This is a genomic window from Arenibacter sp. 6A1 (genome assembly GCF_012272855.1).
Lineage (GTDB): Bacteria > Bacteroidota > Bacteroidia > Flavobacteriales > Flavobacteriaceae > Arenibacter.
Map to the genome: position 1 here is coordinate 15,352 of NZ_JAAXCQ010000015.1, position 25,317 is coordinate 40,668.

The window sequence follows — 25,317 nt, forward strand, 5'->3', positions numbered from 1 at the left end:
TCTAGTTATAAATGGTAGCACCTCCGATGAACGAGAGGAACAACAATAGGTGTAGTAATAGGCAAATCTTCTAATATCATAGAACGGAAGATAATAAATGTTTAAAATAAATTACATGAAGATTAAATTAGTAGTCATAGGCATGCTCCTTTTCGGTAGTACCTTTTTTGGTTACGGTCAGCTTAAAGGGAAGGTTTTTCTAGACCATAATAAGAACGGGATTAAAGAATCTAAAGAAAAAGGGGTGCGAAACGCAGTGGTTTCCGATGGTTATCATGTGGTGCGCACTGATGATAAAGGGAATTTTGAATTGCCCGGATGGGAAAAGCAAAGATTCGTAACCATTTACCCTAATGGAAGTTTTAACTCGGAAAAACGGTTTATTCCAATTACTTCCAAGCTTAAGTCCTATGATTTCCCCGTACAAACTAAAAAGCAAAAGGAAGAGGTTAACTTTTTGCAGATTTCGGATACCGAAACCTTTGAATACGGTGATTGGGTCGATAATCTAAAAAAATACATAAAAGTACATAAGCCAGATTTTGTAGTACATACCGGGGATATCTGTTATAAGGCAGGCATGGAGTGGCATGCAGATAACTTAACGGAAAAAGAATTGGGCGTGCCTATTTACTATTGTCTTGGTAACCACGACTTGGTTAAAGGCGATTATGGGGAGCAGTTTTTTGAAGAGAAATTTGGTCCTGCTTGGTATGCTGTCGAAGAAGGGAATACCCTTTTTGTAATTACTCCAATGATGGGAGGCGATTTTCCTCCTGGGTTTAATCATGAGGATATTGGGGGGTGGTTGCAAAACTTACTGAAGGCCTATGACAAGGATCAACCCAAAATATTTTTTAACCATGACCTGTTGACCGATGGGGAAAGTTTTGTTTTTAAGAAGAACGACAACGAATCTATAGTTCTGGAGGATTACAATTTAAAATCTTGGTTGTATGGTCATTGGCATATTAATATGGTAAAAACCCATGGGGCTTCAGGAGTAGTGTCTTATAGCACGGCTACCTTGGCAAAGGGCGGAATCGACCATTCTCCCTCTAGTTTTAGGGCTATAAAAGTTGATAAGGAAGGGAACACAAAGTCTCAATTAATATGGAGTCACTTAGAACGCGAAATCCAAATTGTCAGTCCACAAAAAAATGAGCTTACATTAAATAATCAGGGAGAAGTAGAGGTTTCTGTGAATGTATATGATAGTGGTTCTGTAGTGGATAGCGTTCGTTATAGTATTTGGGGTAAAGAAGGGTTTAATTGGGAATCCTCCCGTAACACGTCCAAATGGAAAGCGATGGTCAAAACATCAGATTGGAATTGGCGTGCAACGTTCCCCCCTAGTGCCGAAAAGGATCTTTTGTTGGTGGTAGATGCTTATTTACGAAGCGGAGAAGTACTTCATAGGAAGGAAAAATTTAGGTTGGAAGATAGAAAAGAAAAGCGGGCGTCTAAAGGTGAATGGTCAAATTTAGCAGGAAACAAGGAGCATCATCCAGTGGTAGATATGAAACAGCAAGCTCCTTATACAATGGAATGGACTGCAAATGTGGGTAGTAATATATATATGAGTTCACCGGTAATTAAGGATAATTATGTATTAACGGCTGGATTTGATGATAGCAATGCAGAAAACTGCTTTATTGTTTGTTGGGATGCTAGCGCTGGTAGGGAGCTATGGCGGTATAAGACAAAAAACGGTGTTAAGAATCAAATGGTCATTGCCCAAGATAAGGTAATAGCCACGGATATGATCGGGCATACCTATGCCATAGATATCGCTTCAGGAAAACTGGTTTGGGATAAGGATTTAAAATACAATAGAGCTCCAGGGTTTATTACCGGTTTGGTAACCGATGGAAAAATTGTATATACCGGATATTCCGATTCACTCTCGGCAATAGAAGTGAATACAGGAAGGGTTTTATGGCAAAATAAGGCCTGGAAAGGAGGCGAAGGGACTACCCCCACCATGACTATTGCCGATAATGTTCTTTTGGCTTCCCGTCATTGGGGGGCTATCTACGCCCACGATAGGTTTACCGGAGAATTGCTGTGGTCTAGAAATGATGACGGACTGCGTTTTAGGGATGGAGTTTTGAGCTATAAGGATAAGTACCTCTGGGTTGCCGAACAGGACAAATTACATCAACTGGATCTAAAAACAGGAAAGACAGTGCATAGTTTTATTACGGGAATGCAGCATACCGGAACTTCGGCTCCGATTGTTCTCCAAGATAGGGTCATTATTTCCGGATCTCATCCCGGTGTGGCATCTTTTGATCTGAAAACAGGAAAGAAACAGTGGGAGTTCCAGGTAGATCCCGCCTTATTTTATACACCTTCGTATTTTTCTGATCAACAACAGAGTTTGGAAACTACCCCCATCTTAGTCGGTGAGAATCTGATTTTTGGTGCTATGGATGGGAAGGTATATGTTGTGAATGCGGTCACTGGAAGCTTGGTGTGGAAAACGGCCTTGGGGGCTCCTTTAATTACCTCTGCAGCAATAAGTGCCGACGGTTTTTTTATATGTGATTTTGCAGGAAATATTTACTTTTTTAAAACTAGTTAAGGATGAAAAAAATGTTTCATAAAATATGCTGTTTTGTTTTTATAATGAAAGGCATGTGGACTTTTGCGCAATCACATCATACCATAGATTTTGAAAACATAGATGGAATTGTAGTAACGGATGGTATCATGGGAAAAGCTTTCGATTTGGGAGATGTGGCCAGACGTTATGCTATTGATGTTCCTAATCCAATGTACGAGCAAACCAATTTTACCATTACCGTTTGGGTAAAAGCTATGGAGGAAGGTAGATCGGCCTACACTATAGTATCCTCTTTAAAGGAAACGGATATGGGGTATGATGGTTGGAAGTTTGGAATTCAGGCTAATGGAGCCTGGAATTTTGTGATTAAAAGTAACGAAAAACAATTTACCTATAATCCAACCCCAGAACGACAAAGTATTCGAGATGGGAAATGGCATTTATTGGCAGTAAGCTATGACATAACCAGTCAGGATCTGTCCTTTTATTATGATGGACTTCCATTAGCTATTTATAATGCCCCTGGTTTAGAAAATGTGAACTTAGGAAAAAAGGTGGTGATTGGGAATGCGATCGATAATAAAAAACCATACAAGAGTGAACAGTGGGAATCCTTTTACGGGGCTATTGATGATATTGGCTTTTCAAACAATGCGATGGACCCAATGGAAATTAGTGAAATGTATAGCAGCGTAACAGGAAAGAAGCAGACAGAAATTGATGCTTCCTTAGAGGATCTTACCCTAACAAGTTTTAATATTTGGCACGGCGGTAACGAGTCTGGTAAAGAAGCAGGGTTTAATAGAATAATGCAACTGCTCAAGGAAAGCAATTCAGATGTGTTCGCATTAGTAGAGACCTATGGATCCGGCGAAAAAATAGCAGACGGTTTAGGGTACTATTTGTATCTTATAAGTTCCAATCTCTCCATTATAAGTCGTTACCCTATAGTCGATACACATTTGGTTTATAATTCTTTTAACAGTGGAGGGGCTACCATAGCCCTTCCCAATGGAAAACGTATTAATATATTTAATGTTTGGCTACACTATTTACCAGACTATTGGTCGGGTTTTATGAAAGACGAAAAATGGGATACGAACGATTTTTTAGTAGAAGAAAATAAGACCAGAGGGAAAGAAATTCGGACAATACTTTCTGAGATCAGTCCTTTTATTACTAATAGCGATAAGGTTCCAGTTCTTTTATCCGGGGATTTTAACAGTGGCTCCCATTTAGATTGGACCCAAAAGAACAAGGAAGCCCATAATGGTTATGTAGTTCCATGGCCAGCCAGCTTGGCCATGGAAGCTAATGGCTTTAAAGATGCGTGGCGGGTGGTGTACCCTAAAGTTAAGACCCATCCCGGTATTACGTGGTCTCCTTTAAATTCTGCGGACACCTATATTAAGGATAGAATAGATTACGTGTATTACAAAGGGGGGCAATTAAAACCCGTAAAAGCAAGACTTATCGAGGATCATGCTTTACAGTTTCCCTCTGATCATGCGGGTGTTACCGTAAAATTTAAACTGCTAGATGATTTTTAACAATAGTTGAAAAATGAGTCAGGCGAGCATAATATTTGCTTAGTTTGTTATAGGTTTAATAAAAATTAAATAAAAGTTTCCATGAAAAATGTATGTTTAACGAGCTTGATGTTACTTTTTTTTACAGTTTCCGTTCATTCTCAAATATGGATTGTTGATCCGTTGGAAGCGCTGTACCCGGACCGCAACAATGTGAAATCTTGGAGTCCGATTTGGTCGGCAGATTTTATCATGCAAACCGAAGTAGCCGCGCACCTACTCGTAAAAACACCAAAAAACACCCCATTTACTATAAGCGCAGAGATCGAGGGGCGTTCTTTGACAGACGGATCTTTTTTTGAATTGATAGACGTTCCGGTAGAACAAAATACGGGTCTCGATAGCCGTACCGAACTATATACGGGAGCGCCTAATCCCTTTGTTATAAGAAAAGCACCCTTTAAGATTTATGAGGCAATAAAGCCTGTAGACAAATCAATTTTTATAAGTGACGGAAACTATCAGGCCTTTAGGTTTGTCCTGCCTGAATCATGGAAATCTCCCGGTGAAACAACTATTAAATTTACAGTAACCAGTCAAGAGACTACCTATGTAGGGGAGTTTATACCACGAATTCATGCTATCGATATACCTTCGGCTTCGAAAAGTGAATTTTTCTATACAAATTGGTTCAATCTATCCAAAATGGAATATCATCACGGTGTCGTAAGATGGACGGAAGCCTGGTTTGAGATGCTTGACAAATACGCTAGTTTGATGTCCAAAGGACGGCAAAATGCCATCCTTATCCCCGCTGAATTGATATATGTAGAAAACGGGGAAATTAAATTGGCAGCAGATAAAATGTGGCGGTTTCTGCAAGTTTTCCAAAGACATGGGTTTCGTTTCTTTGAAGCACCGCATCTGATGAATAGAGGCCCAAATGATGATTGGGGAGATGCAGAACTGAAAGTGGCCCTAACCGGTAAACGGTATTATACAGAAGCAGGCAAAAAGGATGTACAAAAGATTATAAGTCTTTTACGGGATTTTGCTGTAAAACACAATATAGTAGATAATTGGCTACAGCATATCTCCGACGAACCTACCGCAGTAAATGCAGCCTGCTACCGAGATATTGCCGATCAGGTGAAAGAGCTGTTTCCTCAAGCCTTGATTATGGAAGCAACCAACGACCGAGATAACTTAACAGGAGCAATAGACATTTGGTGTCCTATTATCAATGATTTTCAGGAAAACGAAGCTTTTTTCAGGAACAGAGAGCAGAAAGGTGAGCAGATTTTTGTCTATACTTGTTTGATACCCGGTGGGCAATGGCTTAACCGAACCTTGGATATGGAGAAATTGCGTCAGGTTTATTTCGGTTGGGGAGCTGCTCGTTATAATACAGATGGATATCTTCATTGGGGATTAAATCAATATCAGGCAGATCCTTACCAAACCAGTGCGGTAAAACACCCCTCTCCTGGAGCTGGCCCCAACAATTACCTGCCTGCAGGAGATACCCATATTATTTATCCCGGTAAAAACGGTCCTTTGTCTTCCTTGCGCTTTGAAGCCCATAGGGTCGGTATTGAAGATTATGAATTATTGCAACTACTTAAAATAAAAGATGAAAAGCGTTATAATGAATTGATCGCTCGTTTGTTCCGTAGTTACACCGATTATAATATAAGTATTCAGGACTATAGATCGGTAAAAAGAGAGCTGTTCGAGATTCTAACAAGTGATTAAGTATGGGGTGTAATACAGATCACCCCAACTCAACAATGGGATTCAGCTGAACATTTGATTTTGAGGAAAGAAATAACTGTATAAATAATCGAAATTTAAAAGATTAGGTGTGTTTATAAGGGGCAAAACATCAATCAGTTGACGAACGGACGGCTTGCAATTGTTATTGAAGCCTCCGATAGGGAAGGGGTTCCAAATAAAAACACCAGGGAACCGCTCTCCTTGGCGGATGCGATTAGACCTTGTAATTCTACCCAATAAGATGTTGAAAGAAAACCCTAGCGATTCTTTCGGGTATTCCCGGGACCACTTTTAGAATGTCGGTTACTGTCATAACGGGCCTTCATATTTTCTCATGCCTAACATACCAAAGAGGTGGCTATCTGTCTAAGGAAATATAAAAGATTGGAACCATTAATTTGCTTTCTCTTCTTCTTTGTTTTTGTTTTTCTTTTTGTTTTCTTCAAATTCAATATCTCTAGCAGATGAAAGAGCGCTTGCAATTAAGCCGGTAGGGATTGTAATCACACCTAAACCCATAAGGAGTATAACAAAAGTAAACATTCTACCTCCTAAGGTTATGGGGTAGATGTCTCCATATCCTACGGTTGTAAGAGTAATGATGGCCCACCATAGACTGTGAAAGATAGAAGCAAACTCTTTTGGTTGGGCTTCGTTTTCAAAATAATAAATGCCCGCTGCAGATAGGAAAATGAAAATCCCTGTTAAAATGAAAAATAAGGTCAGTTCCGGACGTATGATTCTCAAGGCAACGGCAAATCGTCTAAGCGCATCATTATACTTCGATATTTTCAGCGCACTTATGATTCTGAAGATCCGCAATGCTCGTATCGCTCTTAAATCAAATTGTTTTGCGAATAAGAATGGAAGAATAGCAAGTAAATCTATAATACCATAGAAACTAAATATGTACTTTATTTTATGGTTGGTAATATAAATTCTGCCAAAATATTCGATCGTAAAAACTATATAACAAACATTATTGACAATATCTAAAGTCCTTGTCCAGAAAGGCGATAAATTGGGGAGTGTTCCCAAACAATACACCAGAATAGATATAAAAATCAGTATTTGTATGGTAATGTCAAAGAGTCGGCCAGGTTTAGAATCATTGTCTTCAATAATACTCCTTATTCTTTCTTTGGTCGTAGTATTTAAATTAAGAACGGCTTTAGAGGTCTTGTTAACGAGGTGATTTTTTTTCATTTTATTGAAGTGGCTGCATAAAAGAATGGGTGCAAAACTAAATATATACTACTATAAAAACCGGAATTAAGGACACTTTTTTATTCAGGCGAGCGTAAGGAAGTACTCATGGGTACAAATTAGGACCCATATTTATCATTGGTTATGCCGCCTTAAAGCAGCATTTTTAACGGGAGAGAAAAGACAACTAGAATTATTGTTTGGGCGTTCCCTCCTACGTCGGGCGGGCTCTTGGCTGTATCCCTTGCTCCGCTGCGGGGATGCCGCCGCCATCCCTAACGCAAAAAAAAAACAAAACAGAATTAAGTGCTGTTCATTGAGAAATCCAGCATCAATTAAAGCCTTCCTAAAACAGGAAGTATAAAATGTATAGATCGTAAATAATTAAAATTACCTTCTTTGGATAACACCTATGCATTGAAACTATAGTCCGTTATGAGATTGATTGCCTCTTAGTTTGGTATATCGTAAGAAACAACCTCTTTCGGTGAAAAGAGGCTGTTAAGTATTAATTAAGGCTAATTTTTCAGCTTCTGATTGCTTTTTTCAGATGGGTGAAAATGATTGTACTATCGATGGCTATTACATCACTTTCAATGAAGCATCGTAATTGTCTACAGTTTGCAACAACTGCTTTTCAAATTTGTAAATGTCATCAATTGAGTCTATTTGTTCTTTTATTTCTTTTTTGCTATCATCAAAAATACTGATGTACTTATTACCACCATTAAGGTGAAGTCTGCAAATAGGTTTTCTATTATTGTCGTCTAATAGGATTCCGAAATAGGACTGCGTATCACGGTGTACGATCCTTTCTTTTTGTAATTTCCTTCGTAAAATAGCAACAACAATCTGATAGGCCTCCATTTCTTCCTCTGTTGTCTCAATTTTAGTTTTTGGTTCTATATCAATTTCTTCCTCGGTCTTTTGTTTCTCTACTTCTTTGTTTAATGCCGCATTTAGTCGGTCGCTTACTTTTTCGCTAATGGTTTGGATGAATGCTTTATTAACAATTTCCTTAAAATCCTCCAATACGGTTGACGTTAATCTTCCGTTATATGCTTTGTTTGCAAATAGACGAACAAAGTCTAGTGAAGGGGATTGAAGTTCTTGGTCTATCAAAGTTTTAATTTCTCTAGTATATTTTAAATTACTAGCATTGTCCACTATTTTTGAAACATCAAAATTGGATTTATGAAACTTCTCAATTTCTTTAACGGTACTTTCTTTTAAAGTGGTAATATCAAATTCCAAAAATGGTTTTTCATCCATTTTGTTCGGTTCATCCAAATCCGTGTAAAACCTGTAAACAATCCCGTTGGTTAAAAGCGCAAACCTTGTTTTAGTTACGTGGAAATACCTAAACAATTGGGAATTGTGAACATTCAAATCCTGTTTCCAATGTTTACATTCAACAATTAAAATTGGCGTTTCATTTTGAAAAATAGCATAATCGACTTTTTCTCCTTTTTTCAGACCTAAATCGGCGGTAAATTCTGGAACCACTTCTAAAGGATTAAAAGCGTCGTAGCCTAAAATATTTATGAACGGCAAGGTAAAAGCATGTTTAGTAGATTCCTCGGTACCGATTTGGTCCTTCAGTTGGTCGACCTTATCAGCTAAGGCCTTCAGTTGGTTAAATAGTTCCATAGACTGGTTTTATGTTATATTAATTATCAATTATTATTTTTAGTTTGGGAGGTAAACCTGTCCCTTTTTAAGTCAATTAAGAACAGCACAATGTAAAATTTAAAAATGTATTTTCCTACTATTAAAATAAGTAAAAACAACATTACGGGTGTTAATGTTAAGAAGTTGCTTATTAACCCTAAAAAGTCAAGAGACATTTTTTATGCTATATCAAAGTGCAGTAGGCCTACACGAATTAGTATTGTTGGCATTTGGAGTAGCAGTTATTATTATTGTTAGTAATCATAGGCCCTGAAAAAGATAACGCCTCGAGTATGTATCGATCATAAGGAATATGTCTCGATAAAAGAATGTTTTTTCGATTGCAATCTTTGTAGAATAACCAAATATCTATATGGATCACACAATAGGAGCAACCATGAGCAGGTATTTCGAATAGTGAAAAATACTTCTAGCGAAACCCCTTTTATTCCATAGAATTCTATTTTCCATACCCTAAGAGATCCGATTTGTTCTAATAGCAATAGCGACAATCCTCAATGGACAATTATACAAGGGTCCACTTTATTTTTGTAAACCTATGTTGTTCACGGTATAATTTAAGTCGTTTTTGGGGAATTATAAGTAGAAATTACTGTAAATTAACAACTTATATATGTTTTGAAAGCGGTCCTAACATTAAGATCATGAAATATAAAATTATCCAATTAGTATCATTTCTTTTTTTAATACTAAACTCCACTCTTTCCAGCGCACAGGGCAATAAAATTACAATAACCGGAAAGGTCGTAGAAGAGAGGGGCAAGCAGCCTATTGCCTTTGCCACCGTAATGATAGCCGATGTAAAGACTAAAAAACCGATCTCAGGAACGACCACTTCTGACGACGGTAGTTTTGAACTAAAGACAGATGCCATGGATTTTTATATAGAAATTAGTTTTTTGGGCTTCCAAAACAAGATCTTTGGCAAGCCTCCTGGGCAAACCCAGGCCATAACACTAGGCACTATAGTCCTATCCGAAAATGCGGAACAGTTGCAGGAAGTAGTAGTAGCAGGTGAAATTTCCCGTACTGAATTTAAATTGGACAAGCGGGTCTTCAACGTAGGAAAAGACCTGAGCACTACAGGGGCAAGCGCCCTAGAAGTCCTGAACAATGTTCCCTCGGTAAACGTAAATATAGAAGGGCAAGTGAGTTTACGTGGCAGTCAGGGAGTTCAAATTCTGATCAACGGAAAACCGTCCATCATTGCTAGTGAACAAGGTAATGCCTTGGGAACCATAACGGCTGACATGATAGATAGGATAGAAGTGATCACAAACCCTTCTGCGAAATACGATGCGGAAGGGACTTCGGGAATTATCAATATTGTTATTAAAAAGGAAGAACGAAAAGGGCTAAACGGCTCTATCTCCGTAAATACCGGTGCACCCGACAGCCATAGTATAGGGGTGAGCCTGAACAGACGCACAGAGAAATTCAACCTCTTTAGTCAATTAGGGGTAGGGCTTCGCAATTTGCCCAATGACATAGTAACCAGAAACGTAGACCTTGTAAATAACCGTACTATACTTAGCAGTGGTACCGAATATCGGAATGAGACCTATTACAATATTGTTTTGGGTACGGATTATCATATCAATGAAACCAATGTACTTACCCTTTCGGGTAATTTTGCCATGGAAATAGAAGACCAGCCATCCTCTACGGCATTTGCAGCTATAGGAGCAAATGGGGAAACAAATGCGGAATGGGATAGGAATGAGGTAACGGAGGCCAAAAACCCCAAGCTGCAGTATGAATTACAGTATAAAAAAGATTTTAAAGACAATGAGGAACATACCTTGCTATTTAGTGCCTTGGGCAATTTTTTTGGCAAGGACCAATCGTCCGAATTTATCAATACTACCATTTCCGGGGAAAATAACGATGCTACCCAACAGACCCGTACCGATTTTAAAGAGGCGGTTTTTACCTATAAGTTAGACTATACCAATCCCTTTACGGAGCAATGGACCATGGAAACCGGGGCACAATATGTATTGAACGATGTTAGCAACGATTATGAAGTAAATAATCTAATAGAGGGTGAGTTTGTAAACGATCCGGGCTTAACCAATATTTTTGAATACAATCAAAAGGTTTTGGGACTCTATGGTACAGGGGCTTATGAGGGAAAAAAATGGGGTGTAAAGGCAGGGCTGCGGTTAGAGCTTACCGATCTGAACACCTTGTTGGCCACTTCGGGGGAAGCCAACGATCAAAAGTATACCAACTTTTTCCCAAGTGTGCATACTTCTTATAAGTTTAACGATAGGGTTTCCTTGCAAGCGGGTTATTCCAAACGTATCTACAGGCCTAGGTTATGGGATCTGAATCCCTTTTTTAATATCCGCAATAATTTTAGCATCCGTCAAGGGAATCCCGATCTGTTGCCAGAATTCACGGATTCCTACGAAATCATCAGTATTTATATTCTGGGAAAGACCTCTTTGAACCTAGGAATCTATAGGCGGTATACCACCGATGTGATAGAGCGGGTTTCTACCTTCGAAAACAATGTAAGTACCTATAGACCAGAAAATATCGGTACCAATAAATCTACAGGAATCGAGTTTAATACCAAATACAGTCCCGCAAAATGGTTAACTTTAAATGGGGATTTTAATTATGGTCAATATAAGCGAAAGGGAGTTTTTGATACTTCGGTATTCGATTTCAACGGGGATCAGTGGTCAGCAAAATTGATGTCTAAGGTTAAACTGCCCCTAGATATCGACCTTGAAATGACCGGAAATTATCTATCTAGTTACCAAACGGTGCAGAGTGCCATAGACGACAACCTATATCTAGACCTAGGCCTCAGGAAAAGCCTCTTTAAGGGCAAGGCGGTCCTCAGTCTTAGCGTTAGGGACGTATTCGCTTCTAGGATCGATGAGAGTCGGATTATGCAACCGGAATTTGAAATTTACAACACCCGACAAAGGGGGCGGTTCGTGGCCTTTGGATTCAGTTATGGATTTGGAAAGGGAGAGGCGATGGAATATTCCGGGCAAAGACGAAGGTTTTAAAAGGTTCAACAGCGGAAGCTACGGAATTTCAACTATTTTTTAAGAATATATGATACCCCTAGAGCAATGAAAAAGATAACCAAAGAAGACATTAAACAGGAGGTATTTGACCTCTATGACGATTATGCCCATAATAGGGTTAATAGAAGGTTGTTTCTAGATAAATTGGGGACTTATGCCGTAGGGGGACTCACTGTGGGGTCCTTACTGAGTTTCCTTTCGCCCGATTATGTAAAGAAAATCCAGATTGGGCAAAACGATGCCCGCTTAAAATCGGATTATATAACCTATGACTCCCCCAAAGGAGGCGGACAAATCAAAGCCCTGCTTTCCCGACCTGCGGGGACCGCCGAAAAGTTGCCCGGAATTGTGGTAGTGCATGAGAACCGTGGTCTTAATCCGCATATCGAAGATGTAGCTCGTAGGGCCGCCCTGGCTGGGTTTATATCTTTGGCACCGGATGCCCTGACGCCACTAGGGGGGTATCCCGGTAATGACGATGCCGGAAGGGAACTTCAGCAACAACGAAACCGGGATGAAATGTTACAAGATTTTATAGCGGGATTTGAATTCCTGAAGAACCACTCGGAATGTACCGGGAAAGTAGGAGTGGTAGGGTTCTGCTTTGGGGGATGGATTTCTAATATGATGGCAGTGAAAATTCCGGACCTAGCTGCTGCCGTGCCCTTTTATGGGGGACAACCCACAGAGGGTATTGATCAGATAAAAGCCCCGCTCTTATTGCAATTTGCAGAGCTGGACCAACGTGTAAACGAAGGATGGCCAGCCTATGAGACTTCTTTAAAACAACACCAAATAGAATATACTGCCTATATGTATCCCAAGGTGCACCACGGTTTTCATAACGATACTACGCCTCGGTACGACCGAGAGGCCGCGGAATTGGCGTGGGAAAGGACCTTGGCATTTTTTAGGGAGAAATTAAAGTAAAGATTAGGAACGGAAATGCTTCTAACATTTTGGGATAAAATATTTAGAATACGGTATTTATCGTCCCATTGGGTCAATTGTTTTTGGCAAGCTAGTGGTGGTTCTTGTTGGAATGTTGGAGGAAAAGGGATTTAAATTAGAACTATGTTAAATACAATATTATGATGAAAAGAAATATTTTTTTATTGTTGTTCCTATGTACGGCCCTAGCATTTGGTCAATCTGTTTTTTCCGTTAACGGCCTGTGTATATCGGCACCTTCAAAGACCGAAGTCGAGGAATTTGTTGGTTTTATAGAAAGAGAGCTGGCTCCTGGAGGTATAAATACCCTTGTTCTTAGGGTCGACTTTAATTATGCTTATGAATCTAGGCCAGAATTGACAGGGGACAACCCGCTGAGTAAGGAGGATGTTAAAAAACTGGTAGCCGTTTGTAAGAAGTATAATATCAACCTAATACCACAAGTAAACCTATTGGGACATCAATCTTGGCACAGTAGCCTTGGGAAATTATTGGAGGTCTACCCACAGTTTGATGAAACGCCCACTATTAAGCTCCCTGAAAAGTACGAGTGGCCCAATGATGATGGGCTATACTGCAAAAGTTATTGCCCCTTACATCCAGAAGTACACGAGGTTGTTTTTGATATCATGGAGGAAATAGTGGAAGTTTTCGAAGCGAAAGCCTTTCATGCGGGCATGGATGAGGTCTTTTACCTTGCCCATCCCGATTGTCCACGCTGCCATGGTAAGAGTCCGGCAAAGTTGTTTGCGAACGAAGTCAATAAACTGAATAGCCACCTAAAGAAAACTGGGACAGAATTATGGATTTGGGGAGATCGTCTTATCGATGGCACGGATTCGGGAATTGGAATGTGGGAAGGTAGTATGAACAATACGGCAGATGCAATTGATCTAATTTCAAAGTCAGTGGTAATATGTGACTGGCATTATGAAAAGGCTATCCCCACACCAGCGTATTTTGCGCTGAAAGGATTTCGAGTAATAGCATGTCCATGGAAAAAACCTGAAGTAGCCAAAGAACAGGTTGCCATGATGCATTCGTTCATACAAAACTCCACACCAAAAATGGCTGAAAAATATTTGGGGGTCATGCATACTGTTTGGTCACCTGTGGATAGTTTTCTAAAAGAATATTACAACCCGCATCCTGAATCAGATGCAAAAGGAAGTCAGGCCGAATGTTTAAGAAGTATGATAGCTGCGGTAAAAAACATTAATAATTTCACTGTAAAGAATTTGAAACATAAAACACCCATGCACAAGGAATAGGATGTCTTAAATGCACGAGAACAGGTGTAGTAGCTTAGGACCTTATGCACAACTATCCAAGAACATCTCACAAATTTCCCGAGACCAAAGGTTTGATGATACGGGTTGTTTTTTTAAGCTTGTAAGGAATAGTAATGTTAAAGTTTAGAGGTGGTAGCTGCGGTTGGTGCGATCGATAAGTTAGTTTTTTCGATTCCTAACATCCACCTTAAATTCTGGTGGGTCAACCAATTGAAATGTTGCCGAAGCAAACTTAATTTGTCCATTGGTAGCTTCGACTTTTTTCAGAATTTGAATAAACAAGGCTGTTTTAGTCCTCCTTCGTTTTTTGTAATTAACGATATAACGCAAGGTGTATTCTACCCAATTGTCGTTTGCGATTAAGGAAACCATCGCTTCTGTTTGTGCATCTTCCAATCGGTATTTCTTTTGCAATACCGTCCATTCTTCTTTTGATTCTTCTGTGAGGTTTCCGGCCACCTCATTGCCTACTTGTTCAAATATTTCTTGGGCCAGTTCATAGTTGCTACCGTATTGTATGGGTATTTTTATTTCATCCCAAAGGAAGGGAAAATCACCCGAATAATTAAAAACGGGTTCTTTAAATACAAAGCTGTTGGCTATTAGTACAATTCGTCCGTTATACAGATCCCCGTCAACCCATTGGCCTGTTTCCATCACAGTGGTTCTTAAAACCCCAATATCCATAACATCTCCTTTAATACCGCCAAGCTGTACTCTGTCGCCAGGTTTGTAGAATCCACCAAACAATATAGCGAGCCATCCGGCAAAGGAGGCAATAACTTCTTGTAGAGCAAAAGCAATTCCAGCACCTGCAACGCCAAAAGCTACCGTTAAACCGCCAAGCTTGTCACTAAAAACAACCGTTATTAATACAATAGTAAAAAAGTAACCAATGAAGTTACTGAACTTTTTAGCCCTGTATCTGTTGTCATTTTCTTTTATTTTAGTGAATAAATTTCGTTGGATCGCTTTTATAATAAGCCAAATGATCGCTGTACCTATAAAAATAGCAGCAATTTTTCCCACGGTGGGATTGAATAAAAATTTTTGAATCTGCTCTTCCATAGATTCTAAGGTACTTTATTTGTCGGCAATTTTGTTTAAAAGAATCAACAATTCTGTCGGAGGTGTTATTTTATCGTTGTAGAGAAAAATCCATTAAACAGGCCTGTAAAAATCGTCCAAGAATGACAAGGATTCCTAACATTTAAAATTTGTATTATAAAGATTCCAGCATATAGTATGTTTGTAGAAAGAGGTCTCTGGATAGGAACGGGGTTTCATTATAATACTCGGCCCGGAATCCTTTGGTTAGAATATTACGCGGTGCATTGTTTTCTTTATTTTGGTTCCTACGTAATATTAAGTTTAAGGTATTGTATTTTAATTGATTGAGAATTAACTATTCATGAATATGACTTTAGTACCATACCCTTCCTCCAAATGGTTGTATATAATATATCCAGCCCAAAAAGAGAATGACTGGTAGCGATTCCAAATTAATAATAAGATCCTCGAAGAGAAAGTCTGCGAGCATATGCACAGCCTTGTGAATTATGATAACGAAAAGAGTAGAGGCAAGAAAGATGTTACCAATATATAATACATAGGCCTTAAATTACTTTTGAGGGATCCTTTCCAAATACTATCATCATTATAATTTTGTATTTTTTTCCCAAACGATCCCTAAGAATTCCATACGCCTTGGTAATTTGAGCTTCTACATTTTTAAGGGAAACGTTGAGGTATGCGGATATTTCACTATTGGTGAGGCCTTCTTTTTTGCTAAGAATAAAAATCTGTTGGCATTTAGGGGGTAGTTGTGAAATTTCTTTTGAAATCTGATCAAGGATCCGTTCAAAAGAGTGGTCGTCTTGAAGGAGAACCGCTTTCTCCAAACTGTTGAAATATTTTTGCTCCAAGACCATGGTAGATCTCTTTTTCTTGTATTGATTGATAAATTCGTTATAAACCGACTTAAACAAAAAGTTCTGTAAGGAGGAGTGGATATCTAGTTTTTTTCGTTTTACCCAAGTTTTTAAAAACACATTCTGAACAATGTCCTGGGATTGTGCGTGGTCATGGGTCAGGCTTAAGGCATACCCGAACAATCGCTTGCTATAAAGATCTACCAAGGACACATAAGCCTTTTCTTCTCCCTTTTTTAGGCGATAGATCACTAGGCTGTCTTCATTGTTTTTCATGTTAATTATGGGGTTTAGTCACAATATTACACAATATTAAAAGTGTTGGCTTCTACAAATATCGAAAAAAATTAACAAAAGATTAGGGTATTGCTATTTTGCTTTGTCATTACTATAAAAAGAAAGGCTATGTCGAATCCAGAAATGGAACACCTGATTGTTAAATATTTATCGAATTCCGCTACTGCTAAGGAATTGGATCTATTGTCAGACTGGATACTTATTAAGGGCAACCAAGAAGTGTTGGATACCTATGTAAAATCGCATCTGGAAATAATGACTACTATAAACAAACCCGATACAGATAGGATAAAGGACAATCTTTTACGAAAGATTAGGAGAGATAAAAAGATAAGGAGGCTTAGGTCGGCAATGAAATATGCTGCCGTTGTGGTAATGCTCTTATCGCTTGGGTATTATTTACAGTTACAGGTTTTTACAAAATCAGAGGCCAATTTAGAACCCAAGGACGAATTTATTACCATAACGTTGGAGAATGGAGCAATAGAAACGCTGAGTCCGGTTGAAAATAAAAAAGTAAAGGATGCCAATGGGAATATTATCGGTACCCAGGACAAATCTAAACTGGTCTATTCCAACTCCTCAAAAACAGAAAAATTGGTTTATAACACCTTAAAGGTACCTTATGGGAAGCAGTTTGATCTCATATTATCTGATGGTACCCATGTGTTTTTAAATTCCGGAACCTCCCTAAGATACCCTGTGGCGTTTGTAAAGGGTAGGGAACGAAGCGTTTTTTTAACGGGAGAAGCTTTTTTTGAGGTTGCCGAGGACAAGGAACATCCATTTATAGTGAATGCCAATGATATGGAAGTAAAGGTGTTGGGGACAAAATTTAACGTTAGCCATTACCCCGAGGATCCTAATATCCAAACGGTATTAGTAGAAGGGTCCGTATCCCTACAGCTAAAAAATGGTGAAAATTCCCAATTCGGTCCCACCATATTGGCACCGGGACACAAAGGGGAGTGGCGCAAAAACGAAAACGGAATATCGGTAGAAAATGTAGATACCAATCTGTATACCGCATGGGTACAAGGAAAATTGGTATTTAGGAACACGAGTTTTAAAGCTATCAGAAAAGCGCTGGAGCGCCGCTATAACCTAACCATCATAAATAAAAACCCCGTTTTAGACGATCAGGTGTTCGACGCCACGTTTGATATTGAGACCATAGAAGAGGTGTTAGAATCGTTCGGTAAAAGCTATGATATAGCCTACACTATCAAAAATAATGAAGTGATCATAAAATAATTAACAACAACCTTAAAACCATGCTCAATGAATAGAACCTTTTAGAGAACAACAATCAGATCATTTGGAAAATAAAATCGGAAAATGCGGACACATTTCCCGATTAAGAACAAAATGATTTAAACCAGTTAAACCAAATAACATTCCAAAATTATGAAAAAACTCTTTAATCTATGGGGTGCCTTGTGTTGCCCTTTTAAACTAAGCTTAAAAATGAAACTCACGGTACTGTTGACCATCGTATCCTTGTTTCAGACTCAGGCAAATTCCTATTCTCAGAACAAGGAAATCTCTTTAGATATTTCCAATGTCAGTTTGGAAACGGTGATCAACCAAATTGAGGCTGTATCCGAATTTAAATTTCTGTTGAACAGGAAGGACGTAGACCTGAATAGAAAGGTTTCTATTCGTGTAAAGAAGGAAAAGATCACTACAATCCTAACAGAGTTGTTTGCGAATACCAATGTGGCCTTTGAAGTATTGAACAAACAAATAATTCTAAAAAAGAGGGAGGTAATGATGCAGTCTTCCCAAAAATCAGGGAAGGAAAATACCTTAAACCCATCAATACAGTATCAGGTATCTGGAACTATTGCAGATCAACAAGGCCAACCCCTACCGGGAGCGAATATTGTTGAAAAGGGAACCACTAACGGAGTTACTGCAGACTTTGATGGGAATTTTTCCCTGGCGGTGGCCAATGAAAATGCGGTCCTGATTATTTCTTATATTGGATATGCAACCAAGGAAGTAGCGGTAAACGGACAAGCTAAGCTTTCTGTGCTATTAAATGAAGATGCATCTGCCTTGGATGAGGTGGTTATTACTGGCTATAGCGCAGAACGAAAAAGCGACCTAACAGGGGCAGTAGCCATAGTGGAGATGGATGAAGTTGTAAGTCAACCTGTTGCCAGTGTTGATAATATGTTGCAAGGAAGGGTTTCGGGTGTAGAATTAGTAAGTTCCGGTGCTCCTGGAGGTGCAAGTACACTAAGGATCAGAGGATATAGTACTATCAGAAATAACGATCCGCTATACGTAATTGACGGGGTTCCTACAACTACGGGAATCAACTTGATCAACCCTAATGATATTGCTTCCTTACAAGTTTTAAAGGATGCTTCTTCTTCTAGTATTTACGGTTCAAGGGCTGCCAACGGAGTGGTTATCATCACCACAAAAAAGGGTAAATCCGAAGTTGTTAAGGTGTCTTTTGACATGCATACTGGAATACAAAATGCGAACAATTTGCCTAATAATTTAAATGCGCAAGAGTATGGAGACGTATACTGGCAAGCCTTTAATAATGATGGTATTACCCCTTCCCATGGTGTTTACGGAAATGGAGCCTCCCCAATAATTCCTGCATTTTTGGATGCAGCGAACACCATTCCTTCGGCCAATACCGATTGGGTAGCAGAAATTTTTGACCCGGCAATTATTCAATCATATAATTTGAACTTTTCTAAAGGAGGTGAAAAATCGCGTTCTATGTTCTCCTTAGGTTACTTTGATCAGGAGGGAACTTTGAAGAATACTGATTTTAAAAGAATTACAGCGCGCCTTAATTCTGATTATAAATTGTTTAACGATAAAGTTACCGTTGGTGAGAATTTAACTGTCGCATACTCCAACTCGGTTGGTACTAATACCAATTCGCTCCTAGGAAATGCTGTTTACGATGCATACCGTATTCCAAGCATTGCCCCTATATATGATATTAACGGGGATTTTACCGGATATCCGCTTTCCGATGTTCAAAATCCCTTGGGAAACTTAGAGCGTAACAAATACAATGATGTAGACAATCTTCGTGTCTTCGGAAATGTTTTTTCTGAAATTCAGCTTTTTAAAGATTTAACATTCAAGACTAATTTCGGGATCAATTATAGTACCCTTAAAGGCACCGTTTTTAATCCTTCCTATAAAGAACCTAATGCCCAAAGAGCAATAAACAGCTTATCGATCAGGGACGAAGTGAAATGGGATTGGGTATGGTCTAACACGCTCAACTATTCGAAAACAGTAAATGAAAAACATAATTTCCAAGTACTGTTAGGTATAGAAAGTATAGAGAACTTATATGAAGTTACTACAGCTTCTATAGATGATCTGCCTACGAATGAGCTTAATATACGTGTGTTAAACGCAGGTGATCAGGGCACACAGACCAATACAGGGGACAAAATAGAGTACTCCTTGTTTTCTTATTTCGGCAAACTAAATTATAGTTTTGACAATAAGTACTTGTTTTCAGCTACTTTGCGTCGGGATGGGACTTCCAAATTGTTAAACAATCGCTGGGGGACTTTTCCGGCATTGTCGGTAGGGTGGAAGATCTCCGAAGAAGATTTCTTTAATAACGATGGGGCTGTCTCCAATTTAAAATTAAGAGCTGGATGGGGATTAACGGGAAACCAGGATATTCCCGCATACCAAACTGTTTCAGGATTTAGCAGTAATCCCTTTTATTCCAATTATGCTATAAATGGTTCTCAAAACAGCACACAAACAGGATTTACACTATCTAGAATTGCAAACCCTGATTTAAAGTGGGAAACTACCACACAAACTAATATAGGTTTGGATTTTGGAATTTTGGATAATTCGATAACCGTTTCAGCCGATTATTTTATAAAAAACACAGATGACCTATTGTTATTTAAAACCCTTCCCGCAGACCAGTCCGGTATAACCAATCGAGGACAATGGCAGAATGTTGGAGAAATGCAAAACAAAGGATTTGAATTGGCTGCGAGTTATCAGAGTGATTCAAAAAAAGACTTTAATTATGAGGTAGGGGCTAATTTTTCAGTAATCGATAATAAATTATTGTCCTTAGGAGAAGGGATAGATTTTATTGAGACTGATCCGGGAGTTTTGCATAATGTTAATTTTGACCAATCAACTTCCAGAACGGGAATAGGGCAACCAATAGCTTCTTTTTATGGTCATGTGGTGGATGGGATTTTTCAAACTGATACAGAGGCTGCATCCAGCAGTCAGTCTAGTGCAAAGGCAGGGGATTATAAATTTAGGGATTTGAATGGAGATGGATCGATTAATGATGCTGATAGGACGTACATAGGATCGCCCCATGCCGATTTCACTTATGGTATAAATTTTTCTGCTTCTTACAAAGCTTTTGATTTTACACTCTTCTTTCAAGGCTCGCAGGGAAATGATATATATGATTTGTCGCGTTATTATAGTGATTTTTTCAATTTGGCAAATTATAACAAAAGTGGGCGTATTTTAAATGCATGGACTCCGCAAAATACTGATACCGATTTGGCTCGGGTTTCTCTTAATGACCCCAATAATAATATACGCCCCTCTTCTTTTTATGTACAGGATGGTTCCTATCTACGATTAAAGACATTGCAAGTAGGATATTCATTTCCAGAAAGTATTGCTCAGAGAATTAAAGCATCCCAGGTAAGGATATATTTGGAGGCCTACAATTTACTAACTATTACGGGCTATGAAGGATTAGACCCTGAGATTGGTCTTCAGAATTATGATTCTGACGAGCGAAATTTAGATATAGGCGTGGACAGGGGGATTTATCCTAGTTCCCAAACATTTACATTTGGTATTAATCTTAATTTTTAAAAAAAAACGAGATGAAAAAAATAATTTTTGCACTAAGTATGTTGGGAATTTTTATCACATCATGTAGTGACGAGTTCTTGGAAAAAGAACCTTTCGGGGAACTTACTGACCAACAGGTGGTAATGCCCGAAAATATAGAGCCATTGGCCATTTCTGCTTATAGTATTTTAAACGGTCAGGGAAATGAAGCATCCAATGCTTTTAATTCTCCAGCATCCAACTGGAGTTTTGGTGATGTCTTATCGGATGATGCCTATAAAGGGGGAGGTGGAACCGGAGATCAGAATCAGATCCATCGAATGGAAATCTACACCACGGATTCACAAATTAAAGATGTGGAACAAAAATGGAGTGTGCTATACGAAGGCGTAAATAGAGCCAATACTGTTCTTAAAGCTTTAAAGAACACTACAGAGTTTGACGAAAGCATAAAAAATCAAAGGATAGCCGAAATGCGTTTTTTGAGGGGGCATTTTTATTTTGAACTTAAAAAGATATACAATCGTATTTCCTTTATTGACGAGGACGGGAATTACTTTTCGAACACTATGATTACGCCCGAAGAAGTATGGGAAAAAATAGAGGAGGACTTTACAGCTGCGTTTAATGTATTGCCCAATACACAGACAGATGCAGGGCGTCCTACAAAATGGGCTGCTAAGGCTTATTTGTGTAAAACCTACATTTTCCAACAAAAATGGACGGAGGCCAATACCGCGGCTGATGAGGTGATCACGAATGGAGGCTATAGTTTAATGACCAACTTTAATGAAGTGTTTTTACCAGAAAATGATAACGGACCCGAAGTTGTTTTTGCTATTCAGTATTCAATTAACGACGGCTCTCCAAGTAATTACAATGGGTCTATTGGCGATCGTTTAATGCCTCCTGGGGGTCCAAGGTATCCCCAGTACGGATTTTTAAGGCCTTCACAAAATTTAGTGAACGCTTATAAAACAAATGCTTTAGGTGCTCCATTGTTAGACAATATAGATGTTACTGCGACCGACAATGTAGATCCTAGATTGGATATAATAGTTGGTAGACCCGGAATTCCGTATAAGGATTTGGGAATTAATTATGAGGAAAATTGGGCAAGGGATTTGGCCACTTATGGTCCTTATGGACCTAAGAAAAGGGTGATTTCGGCCAATGACCCTAATTATTTGCCCTCTTGGCCATATGTAACTGCAGCCAATTATTACATTATACGTTACGCTGATGTATTACTTTGGAAAGCGGAAGCAGCTATAGCCTTGGGAAATTTGGAAGAGGGGAGGATCTATATCAATATGGTACGCGAACGAGCACAGAACGGAGCCTATATTCAGAATTTGGATGGGACCGGAGATGCAGCGAATTACCTGATAGCTACCTACGATACTCCCTTTGGTTCACTAGAAGCTGCGGTTACCGCGCTGCGAACCGAAAGACGGCTTGAGATGGCTCATGAAGGCCATCGATTCTTTGACCTAGTACGTTGGGGCATTGCTGCAGAGGTAATAAATACTTATTTAGAAAAGGAAAAGATTGCAAGAGGATATTTGACAGGGGCCACGTTTGTAAAAGGGAAACATGAATATATGCCTATTCCTCAAGGTCAAATAGATTCTGGGGGCACTGACGATAATGGCAAACCCCTTACTACACAAAACCCAGGGTATTAGATATCTGATCTTTAAGGATTTTATGAGTATAAGGAATTATTGTTAAATAGGGAGAGAAATAGCGTTTCTCTCCCTATTTTGTCTGTAAAAATAAAAAAGGAACAATGGGCAACTGTTGTTCCTTTTTATTACATAAGCGTATTATGAGTTATTAATCTTGCCCTGAGGAGCTTTCTTCTTTTTTTTGCTCGATCAAAGGGTGATACCTGTCCAAAAATTGTTTTCTCCTCGCTTCCATCCGTTCGTACATTTTGTCCAAATCCATAAAATCCTTCCCGAATTCATTCTGAAAAAAATCTTCGTTAAAGAACCGTTTAATAAATAGGGAATCCTCTCCGAACATTCTTCCGAACCCTTCTTTGTCAAAATCAAATTGGGAAAAGTTTTTGTAAAACCTAGATTGCATAGACTGTAATATACTGTCGCGATCCAGGGAGCCCAATTCATTTAAAGAATTTTCAGTGGACCAGCTATAAATGGAATCGTACCGTACTAATTCTCCATCGTCATTGAACTCCCTATGAACCTTCCAACTTCCTTTTGGGGTTTCGGAACTAACTTTTTCATCAGAACCGGAGTCTTTACTAATGTTACTTTCTTGGCTATTGCAACCTGTACTTAAAAACACCATCAGTAGCAATATCCCAAATTTTCTAATTGCCTTCATTTTATTTTATTTTTTAAGTTTATGATCTTTTCTTAGATAATTCGCATATTTTCAATCGTATTTGCGACCAGTTTTAGCTCATACTCCGTTCATTCATGGAATAATAAAGCGCCATACAAGATTCATTCTACTTTGATAATCTTGTTTTTTTTTGCCGCATTTGTTGCTTTACCCACCCTTATATCTAGTCTGCCATTTTTCATCTTCGCTTGGATTTTCTCCGGATCTGCGTTCGGGGGTAGCTCAAAGGCCCTGTAAAACGAATTACTGACAAACTCGGTACGGACCCAATTTTTATGTTTTTCTTCGTGACTTTGTTCTTTATGGGCGCTGATGATAATATAATTTCCCTGTATTTCTATGGTTACATCGTCCTTGTCCAAGCCAGGCAACGCCAATGAAAGCTCAAAAGCCTTTTCCTCATCGCTAATATTAGCAGAAGGAATGGTTACCAATTCTTCAGTATCCGTATTTTTATTGGGTAAAAGGTTCCCTAAAAAGTTGTCTATAAAAGGGGGAATCTTAATGTTTGTTCCAATTTCTTTACCAAAAACTTTCATAATAGATGTGATTTTAAGGTTCGTGAATTATTAAAAATCAATGGAATAATTTTTTAGGATGGCCAATAAAACAGGCCTCCGTTAATTGCCATTATAAATTTTGGACGCTTCTTACTGGTTTTTGGATAGTATCTTCTTTCTTAGGGGGTGAATGCCGAGTAGCCTATCAATGTATACCGCTTTAAGGAAGTCTTCTTTAGCCGTTTGAGGTAGGGAGAAGGGTCGTCCGAACTCTTTATAGGAATTGTTTTCCTCTTTTAGTTCTGGGCCATTCGCCATTTCCTAGGGTATGGATTTGGGCAAAGGAAGACCTGTATTAAAGTTTGATATCAAAACGATTGGCAGGTCCTGATTGATTACTTTGTATATCCAAGATTACCAGGTTGGAAACATACGCTATGGGTTTGCCCTATTTCCGTTTTTTCTAGTGGTTACCAAATTATTCATAACTACTAAATTTAAAGATTAAACATTCATTCAAATGCACTACTTGCATAAAGACAAAATAAATGCCAAAACGGTCATGTGTATTCTATATAAATCTCTTTTTAATGTTTATTAAGAATATAAAAAGAATATTATTAAAGAAACTTTAATAAAAATCACAAAATAATGCCATATTGACATTTGGTTGTTTAGCTATAATGACATATTTTCACCCTTGCTTAAGTAGCTGTTTCAGTTACAAGAAGAAAGATTTTTATTGCAAAGTAGGCTGATAATGTGTTTTTTATGAATATACTCTTCAATACGAGCTATCGGTGACAAACTACTTTGGTATGGCATTTGAAAAATTATTGTAGCCAAATAACGACTCGTTATCCCATACATTCTGAGTAAGACCTCATTGGTTAACCACTGTTTTGGGGCTTATGGGATTGTATTCATAAAACGGCTTTCCTATCCATACGAGCGCTGTGTAATTAGGGAACAAAAACGTATCGGAACAAGTATTGAAAATCGGATTCAGACAGTAGTTATGTTTTTTTTAAAATATGAGAGCAATGAACAAGAAACAAATTATGGTAAAACTTTTAGGAAAGGAAAAAGGATATTACAAAATTGCGTTTCCAAATTTAAAGATACCTGTGGAAGTGGACGAAAACCTTTATCGAAAAATGCGTCATAGTCGTGAATTTCAATTCTTTAAGGGTAAGGACTTAGAGTTTGCCCCAAAAAAACTAGAAAAAGAACTTAATGTTTGATGTTGTACCTAAAAGGCTTTCTCTTAGGAGTAAAAGTTCTTTGTGGTGGTATCGAT

Annotated in this window: 16 protein-coding genes; 10 read left to right on the forward strand and 6 right to left on the reverse strand. The window is 38.5% G+C overall.

All coding sequences use genetic code 11. The features are described from left to right. Positions 1-115 precede the first annotated feature (115 nt). From HCG49_RS13540 to HCG49_RS13550, 3 genes are all read left to right on the forward strand, one after another. The gene (locus HCG49_RS13540) at positions 116-2,587 is read left to right on the forward strand and encodes a PQQ-binding-like beta-propeller repeat protein (RefSeq protein WP_168470074.1); all 2,472 of its coding nucleotides are present in this window, start codon (positions 116-118) and stop codon (positions 2,585-2,587) included. A 2-nt stretch (positions 2,588-2,589) separates the two neighbouring features. Further along, complete coding sequence (locus HCG49_RS13545) at positions 2,590-4,119, forward strand: LamG-like jellyroll fold domain-containing protein (RefSeq protein WP_168470075.1); 1,530 nt, start codon at positions 2,590-2,592, stop codon at positions 4,117-4,119. 81 nt (positions 4,120-4,200) lie between these two features. Further along, positions 4,201-5,853, forward strand: coding sequence for a DUF4091 domain-containing protein (locus tag HCG49_RS13550; protein ID WP_205764404.1), 1,653 nt, complete (start codon positions 4,201-4,203; stop codon positions 5,851-5,853). Positions 5,854-6,267: 414 nt separating this feature from the next. On the opposite strand, the gene HCG49_RS13555 is transcribed toward HCG49_RS13550, so the two are convergent. Further along, positions 6,268-7,080 carry an ion transporter gene (locus HCG49_RS13555; protein WP_168470077.1) on the reverse strand — a complete coding sequence of 271 codons (813 nt, stop codon included), beginning with the start codon at positions 7,078-7,080 and terminating at the stop codon, positions 6,268-6,270. A 582-nt stretch (positions 7,081-7,662) separates the two neighbouring features. Next, positions 7,663-8,730, reverse strand: a complete 1,068-nt coding sequence (locus HCG49_RS13560) for a type I restriction endonuclease (protein ID WP_168470078.1) — start codon at positions 8,728-8,730, stop codon at positions 7,663-7,665. Positions 8,731-9,416: 686 nt separating this feature from the next. Between HCG49_RS13560 and HCG49_RS13565 the strand changes: the two genes are divergently transcribed. From HCG49_RS13565 to HCG49_RS13575, 3 genes are all read left to right on the forward strand, one after another. Continuing rightward, positions 9,417-11,801: an outer membrane beta-barrel family protein gene (locus HCG49_RS13565; protein WP_168470079.1), complete on the forward strand. Its 2,385-nt coding sequence runs from the start codon at positions 9,417-9,419 to the stop codon at positions 11,799-11,801. Positions 11,802-11,867: 66 nt separating this feature from the next. Further along, entirely contained in the window at positions 11,868-12,752 is an 885-nt protein-coding gene (locus tag HCG49_RS13570; protein ID WP_168470080.1) for a dienelactone hydrolase family protein, read from the forward strand. 161 nt (positions 12,753-12,913) lie between these two features. After that, positions 12,914-14,044, forward strand: coding sequence for a family 20 glycosylhydrolase (locus HCG49_RS13575; RefSeq protein WP_168470081.1), 1,131 nt, complete (start codon positions 12,914-12,916; stop codon positions 14,042-14,044). A 180-nt stretch (positions 14,045-14,224) separates the two neighbouring features. Here HCG49_RS13575 and HCG49_RS13580 read toward each other — a convergent pair whose 3' ends face one another. Both HCG49_RS13580 and HCG49_RS13585 read right to left on the reverse strand, forming a co-directional pair. Then, a complete protein-coding gene (locus tag HCG49_RS13580; RefSeq protein ID WP_168470082.1) occupies positions 14,225-15,133 on the reverse strand; it encodes a mechanosensitive ion channel family protein in 909 nt (302 codons plus the stop codon). Between the two features lie 548 nt (positions 15,134-15,681). Beyond that, complete coding sequence (locus tag HCG49_RS13585) at positions 15,682-16,272, reverse strand: RNA polymerase sigma factor (RefSeq protein WP_168470083.1); 591 nt, start codon at positions 16,270-16,272, stop codon at positions 15,682-15,684. A 129-nt stretch (positions 16,273-16,401) separates the two neighbouring features. On the opposite strand from HCG49_RS13585, the gene HCG49_RS13590 reads away from it, so the two are divergent. The 3 genes from HCG49_RS13590 (at position 16,402) to HCG49_RS13600 (ending at position 22,829) form a co-directional block, all read left to right on the forward strand. Beyond that, positions 16,402-17,547 (forward strand): FecR family protein, encoded by a 1,146-nt coding sequence (locus tag HCG49_RS13590; RefSeq protein WP_168470084.1) that lies wholly within the window; start codon positions 16,402-16,404, stop codon positions 17,545-17,547. A 153-nt stretch (positions 17,548-17,700) separates the two neighbouring features. Next, positions 17,701-21,162: a TonB-dependent receptor gene (locus HCG49_RS13595; protein ID WP_205764405.1), complete on the forward strand. Its 3,462-nt coding sequence runs from the start codon at positions 17,701-17,703 to the stop codon at positions 21,160-21,162. A gap of 11 nt (positions 21,163-21,173) precedes the next feature. Next, positions 21,174-22,829 carry a RagB/SusD family nutrient uptake outer membrane protein gene (locus HCG49_RS13600; protein ID WP_168470085.1) on the forward strand — a complete coding sequence of 552 codons (1,656 nt, stop codon included), beginning with the start codon at positions 21,174-21,176 and terminating at the stop codon, positions 22,827-22,829. Positions 22,830-22,980: 151 nt separating this feature from the next. Here the strand turns inward: HCG49_RS13600 and HCG49_RS13605 are convergent, their stop codons facing one another. Next, positions 22,981-23,496, reverse strand: coding sequence for a hypothetical protein (locus tag HCG49_RS13605; RefSeq protein ID WP_168470086.1), 516 nt, complete (start codon positions 23,494-23,496; stop codon positions 22,981-22,983). Between the two features lie 122 nt (positions 23,497-23,618). Then, positions 23,619-24,056, reverse strand: a complete 438-nt coding sequence (locus HCG49_RS13610; RefSeq protein ID WP_168470087.1) for an Hsp20/alpha crystallin family protein — start codon at positions 24,054-24,056, stop codon at positions 23,619-23,621. A gap of 1,004 nt (positions 24,057-25,060) precedes the next feature. On the opposite strand from HCG49_RS13610, the gene HCG49_RS13615 reads away from it, so the two are divergent. Next, positions 25,061-25,261 (forward strand): hypothetical protein, encoded by a 201-nt coding sequence (locus HCG49_RS13615; RefSeq protein WP_168470088.1) that lies wholly within the window; start codon positions 25,061-25,063, stop codon positions 25,259-25,261. Positions 25,262-25,317: the final 56 nt, after the last annotated feature.

Coding starts and splice junctions, on each gene's coding strand:
- HCG49_RS13540 (WP_168470074.1), top strand. CDS start 116: ATGAAGATTAAATTAGTAGTCATAGGCATGCTCCTTTTCGGTAGTACC.
- HCG49_RS13545 (WP_168470075.1), top strand. CDS start 2,590: ATGAAAAAAATGTTTCATAAAATATGCTGTTTTGTTTTTATAATGAAA.
- HCG49_RS13550 (WP_205764404.1), top strand. CDS start 4,201: ATGAAAAATGTATGTTTAACGAGCTTGATGTTACTTTTTTTTACAGTT.
- HCG49_RS13555 (WP_168470077.1), bottom strand. CDS start 7,080: ATGAAAAAAAATCACCTCGTTAACAAGACCTCTAAAGCCGTTCTTAAT.
- HCG49_RS13560 (WP_168470078.1), bottom strand. CDS start 8,730: ATGGAACTATTTAACCAACTGAAGGCCTTAGCTGATAAGGTCGACCAA.
- HCG49_RS13565 (WP_168470079.1), top strand. CDS start 9,417: ATGAAATATAAAATTATCCAATTAGTATCATTTCTTTTTTTAATACTA.
- HCG49_RS13570 (WP_168470080.1), top strand. CDS start 11,868: ATGAAAAAGATAACCAAAGAAGACATTAAACAGGAGGTATTTGACCTC.
- HCG49_RS13575 (WP_168470081.1), top strand. CDS start 12,914: ATGATGAAAAGAAATATTTTTTTATTGTTGTTCCTATGTACGGCCCTA.
- HCG49_RS13580 (WP_168470082.1), bottom strand. CDS start 15,133: ATGGAAGAGCAGATTCAAAAATTTTTATTCAATCCCACCGTGGGAAAA.
- HCG49_RS13585 (WP_168470083.1), bottom strand. CDS start 16,272: ATGAAAAACAATGAAGACAGCCTAGTGATCTATCGCCTAAAAAAGGGA.
- HCG49_RS13590 (WP_168470084.1), top strand. CDS start 16,402: ATGTCGAATCCAGAAATGGAACACCTGATTGTTAAATATTTATCGAAT.
- HCG49_RS13595 (WP_205764405.1), top strand. CDS start 17,701: ATGAAAAAACTCTTTAATCTATGGGGTGCCTTGTGTTGCCCTTTTAAA.
- HCG49_RS13600 (WP_168470085.1), top strand. CDS start 21,174: ATGAAAAAAATAATTTTTGCACTAAGTATGTTGGGAATTTTTATCACA.
- HCG49_RS13605 (WP_168470086.1), bottom strand. CDS start 23,496: ATGAAGGCAATTAGAAAATTTGGGATATTGCTACTGATGGTGTTTTTA.
- HCG49_RS13610 (WP_168470087.1), bottom strand. CDS start 24,056: ATGAAAGTTTTTGGTAAAGAAATTGGAACAAACATTAAGATTCCCCCT.
- HCG49_RS13615 (WP_168470088.1), top strand. CDS start 25,061: ATGAACAAGAAACAAATTATGGTAAAACTTTTAGGAAAGGAAAAAGGA.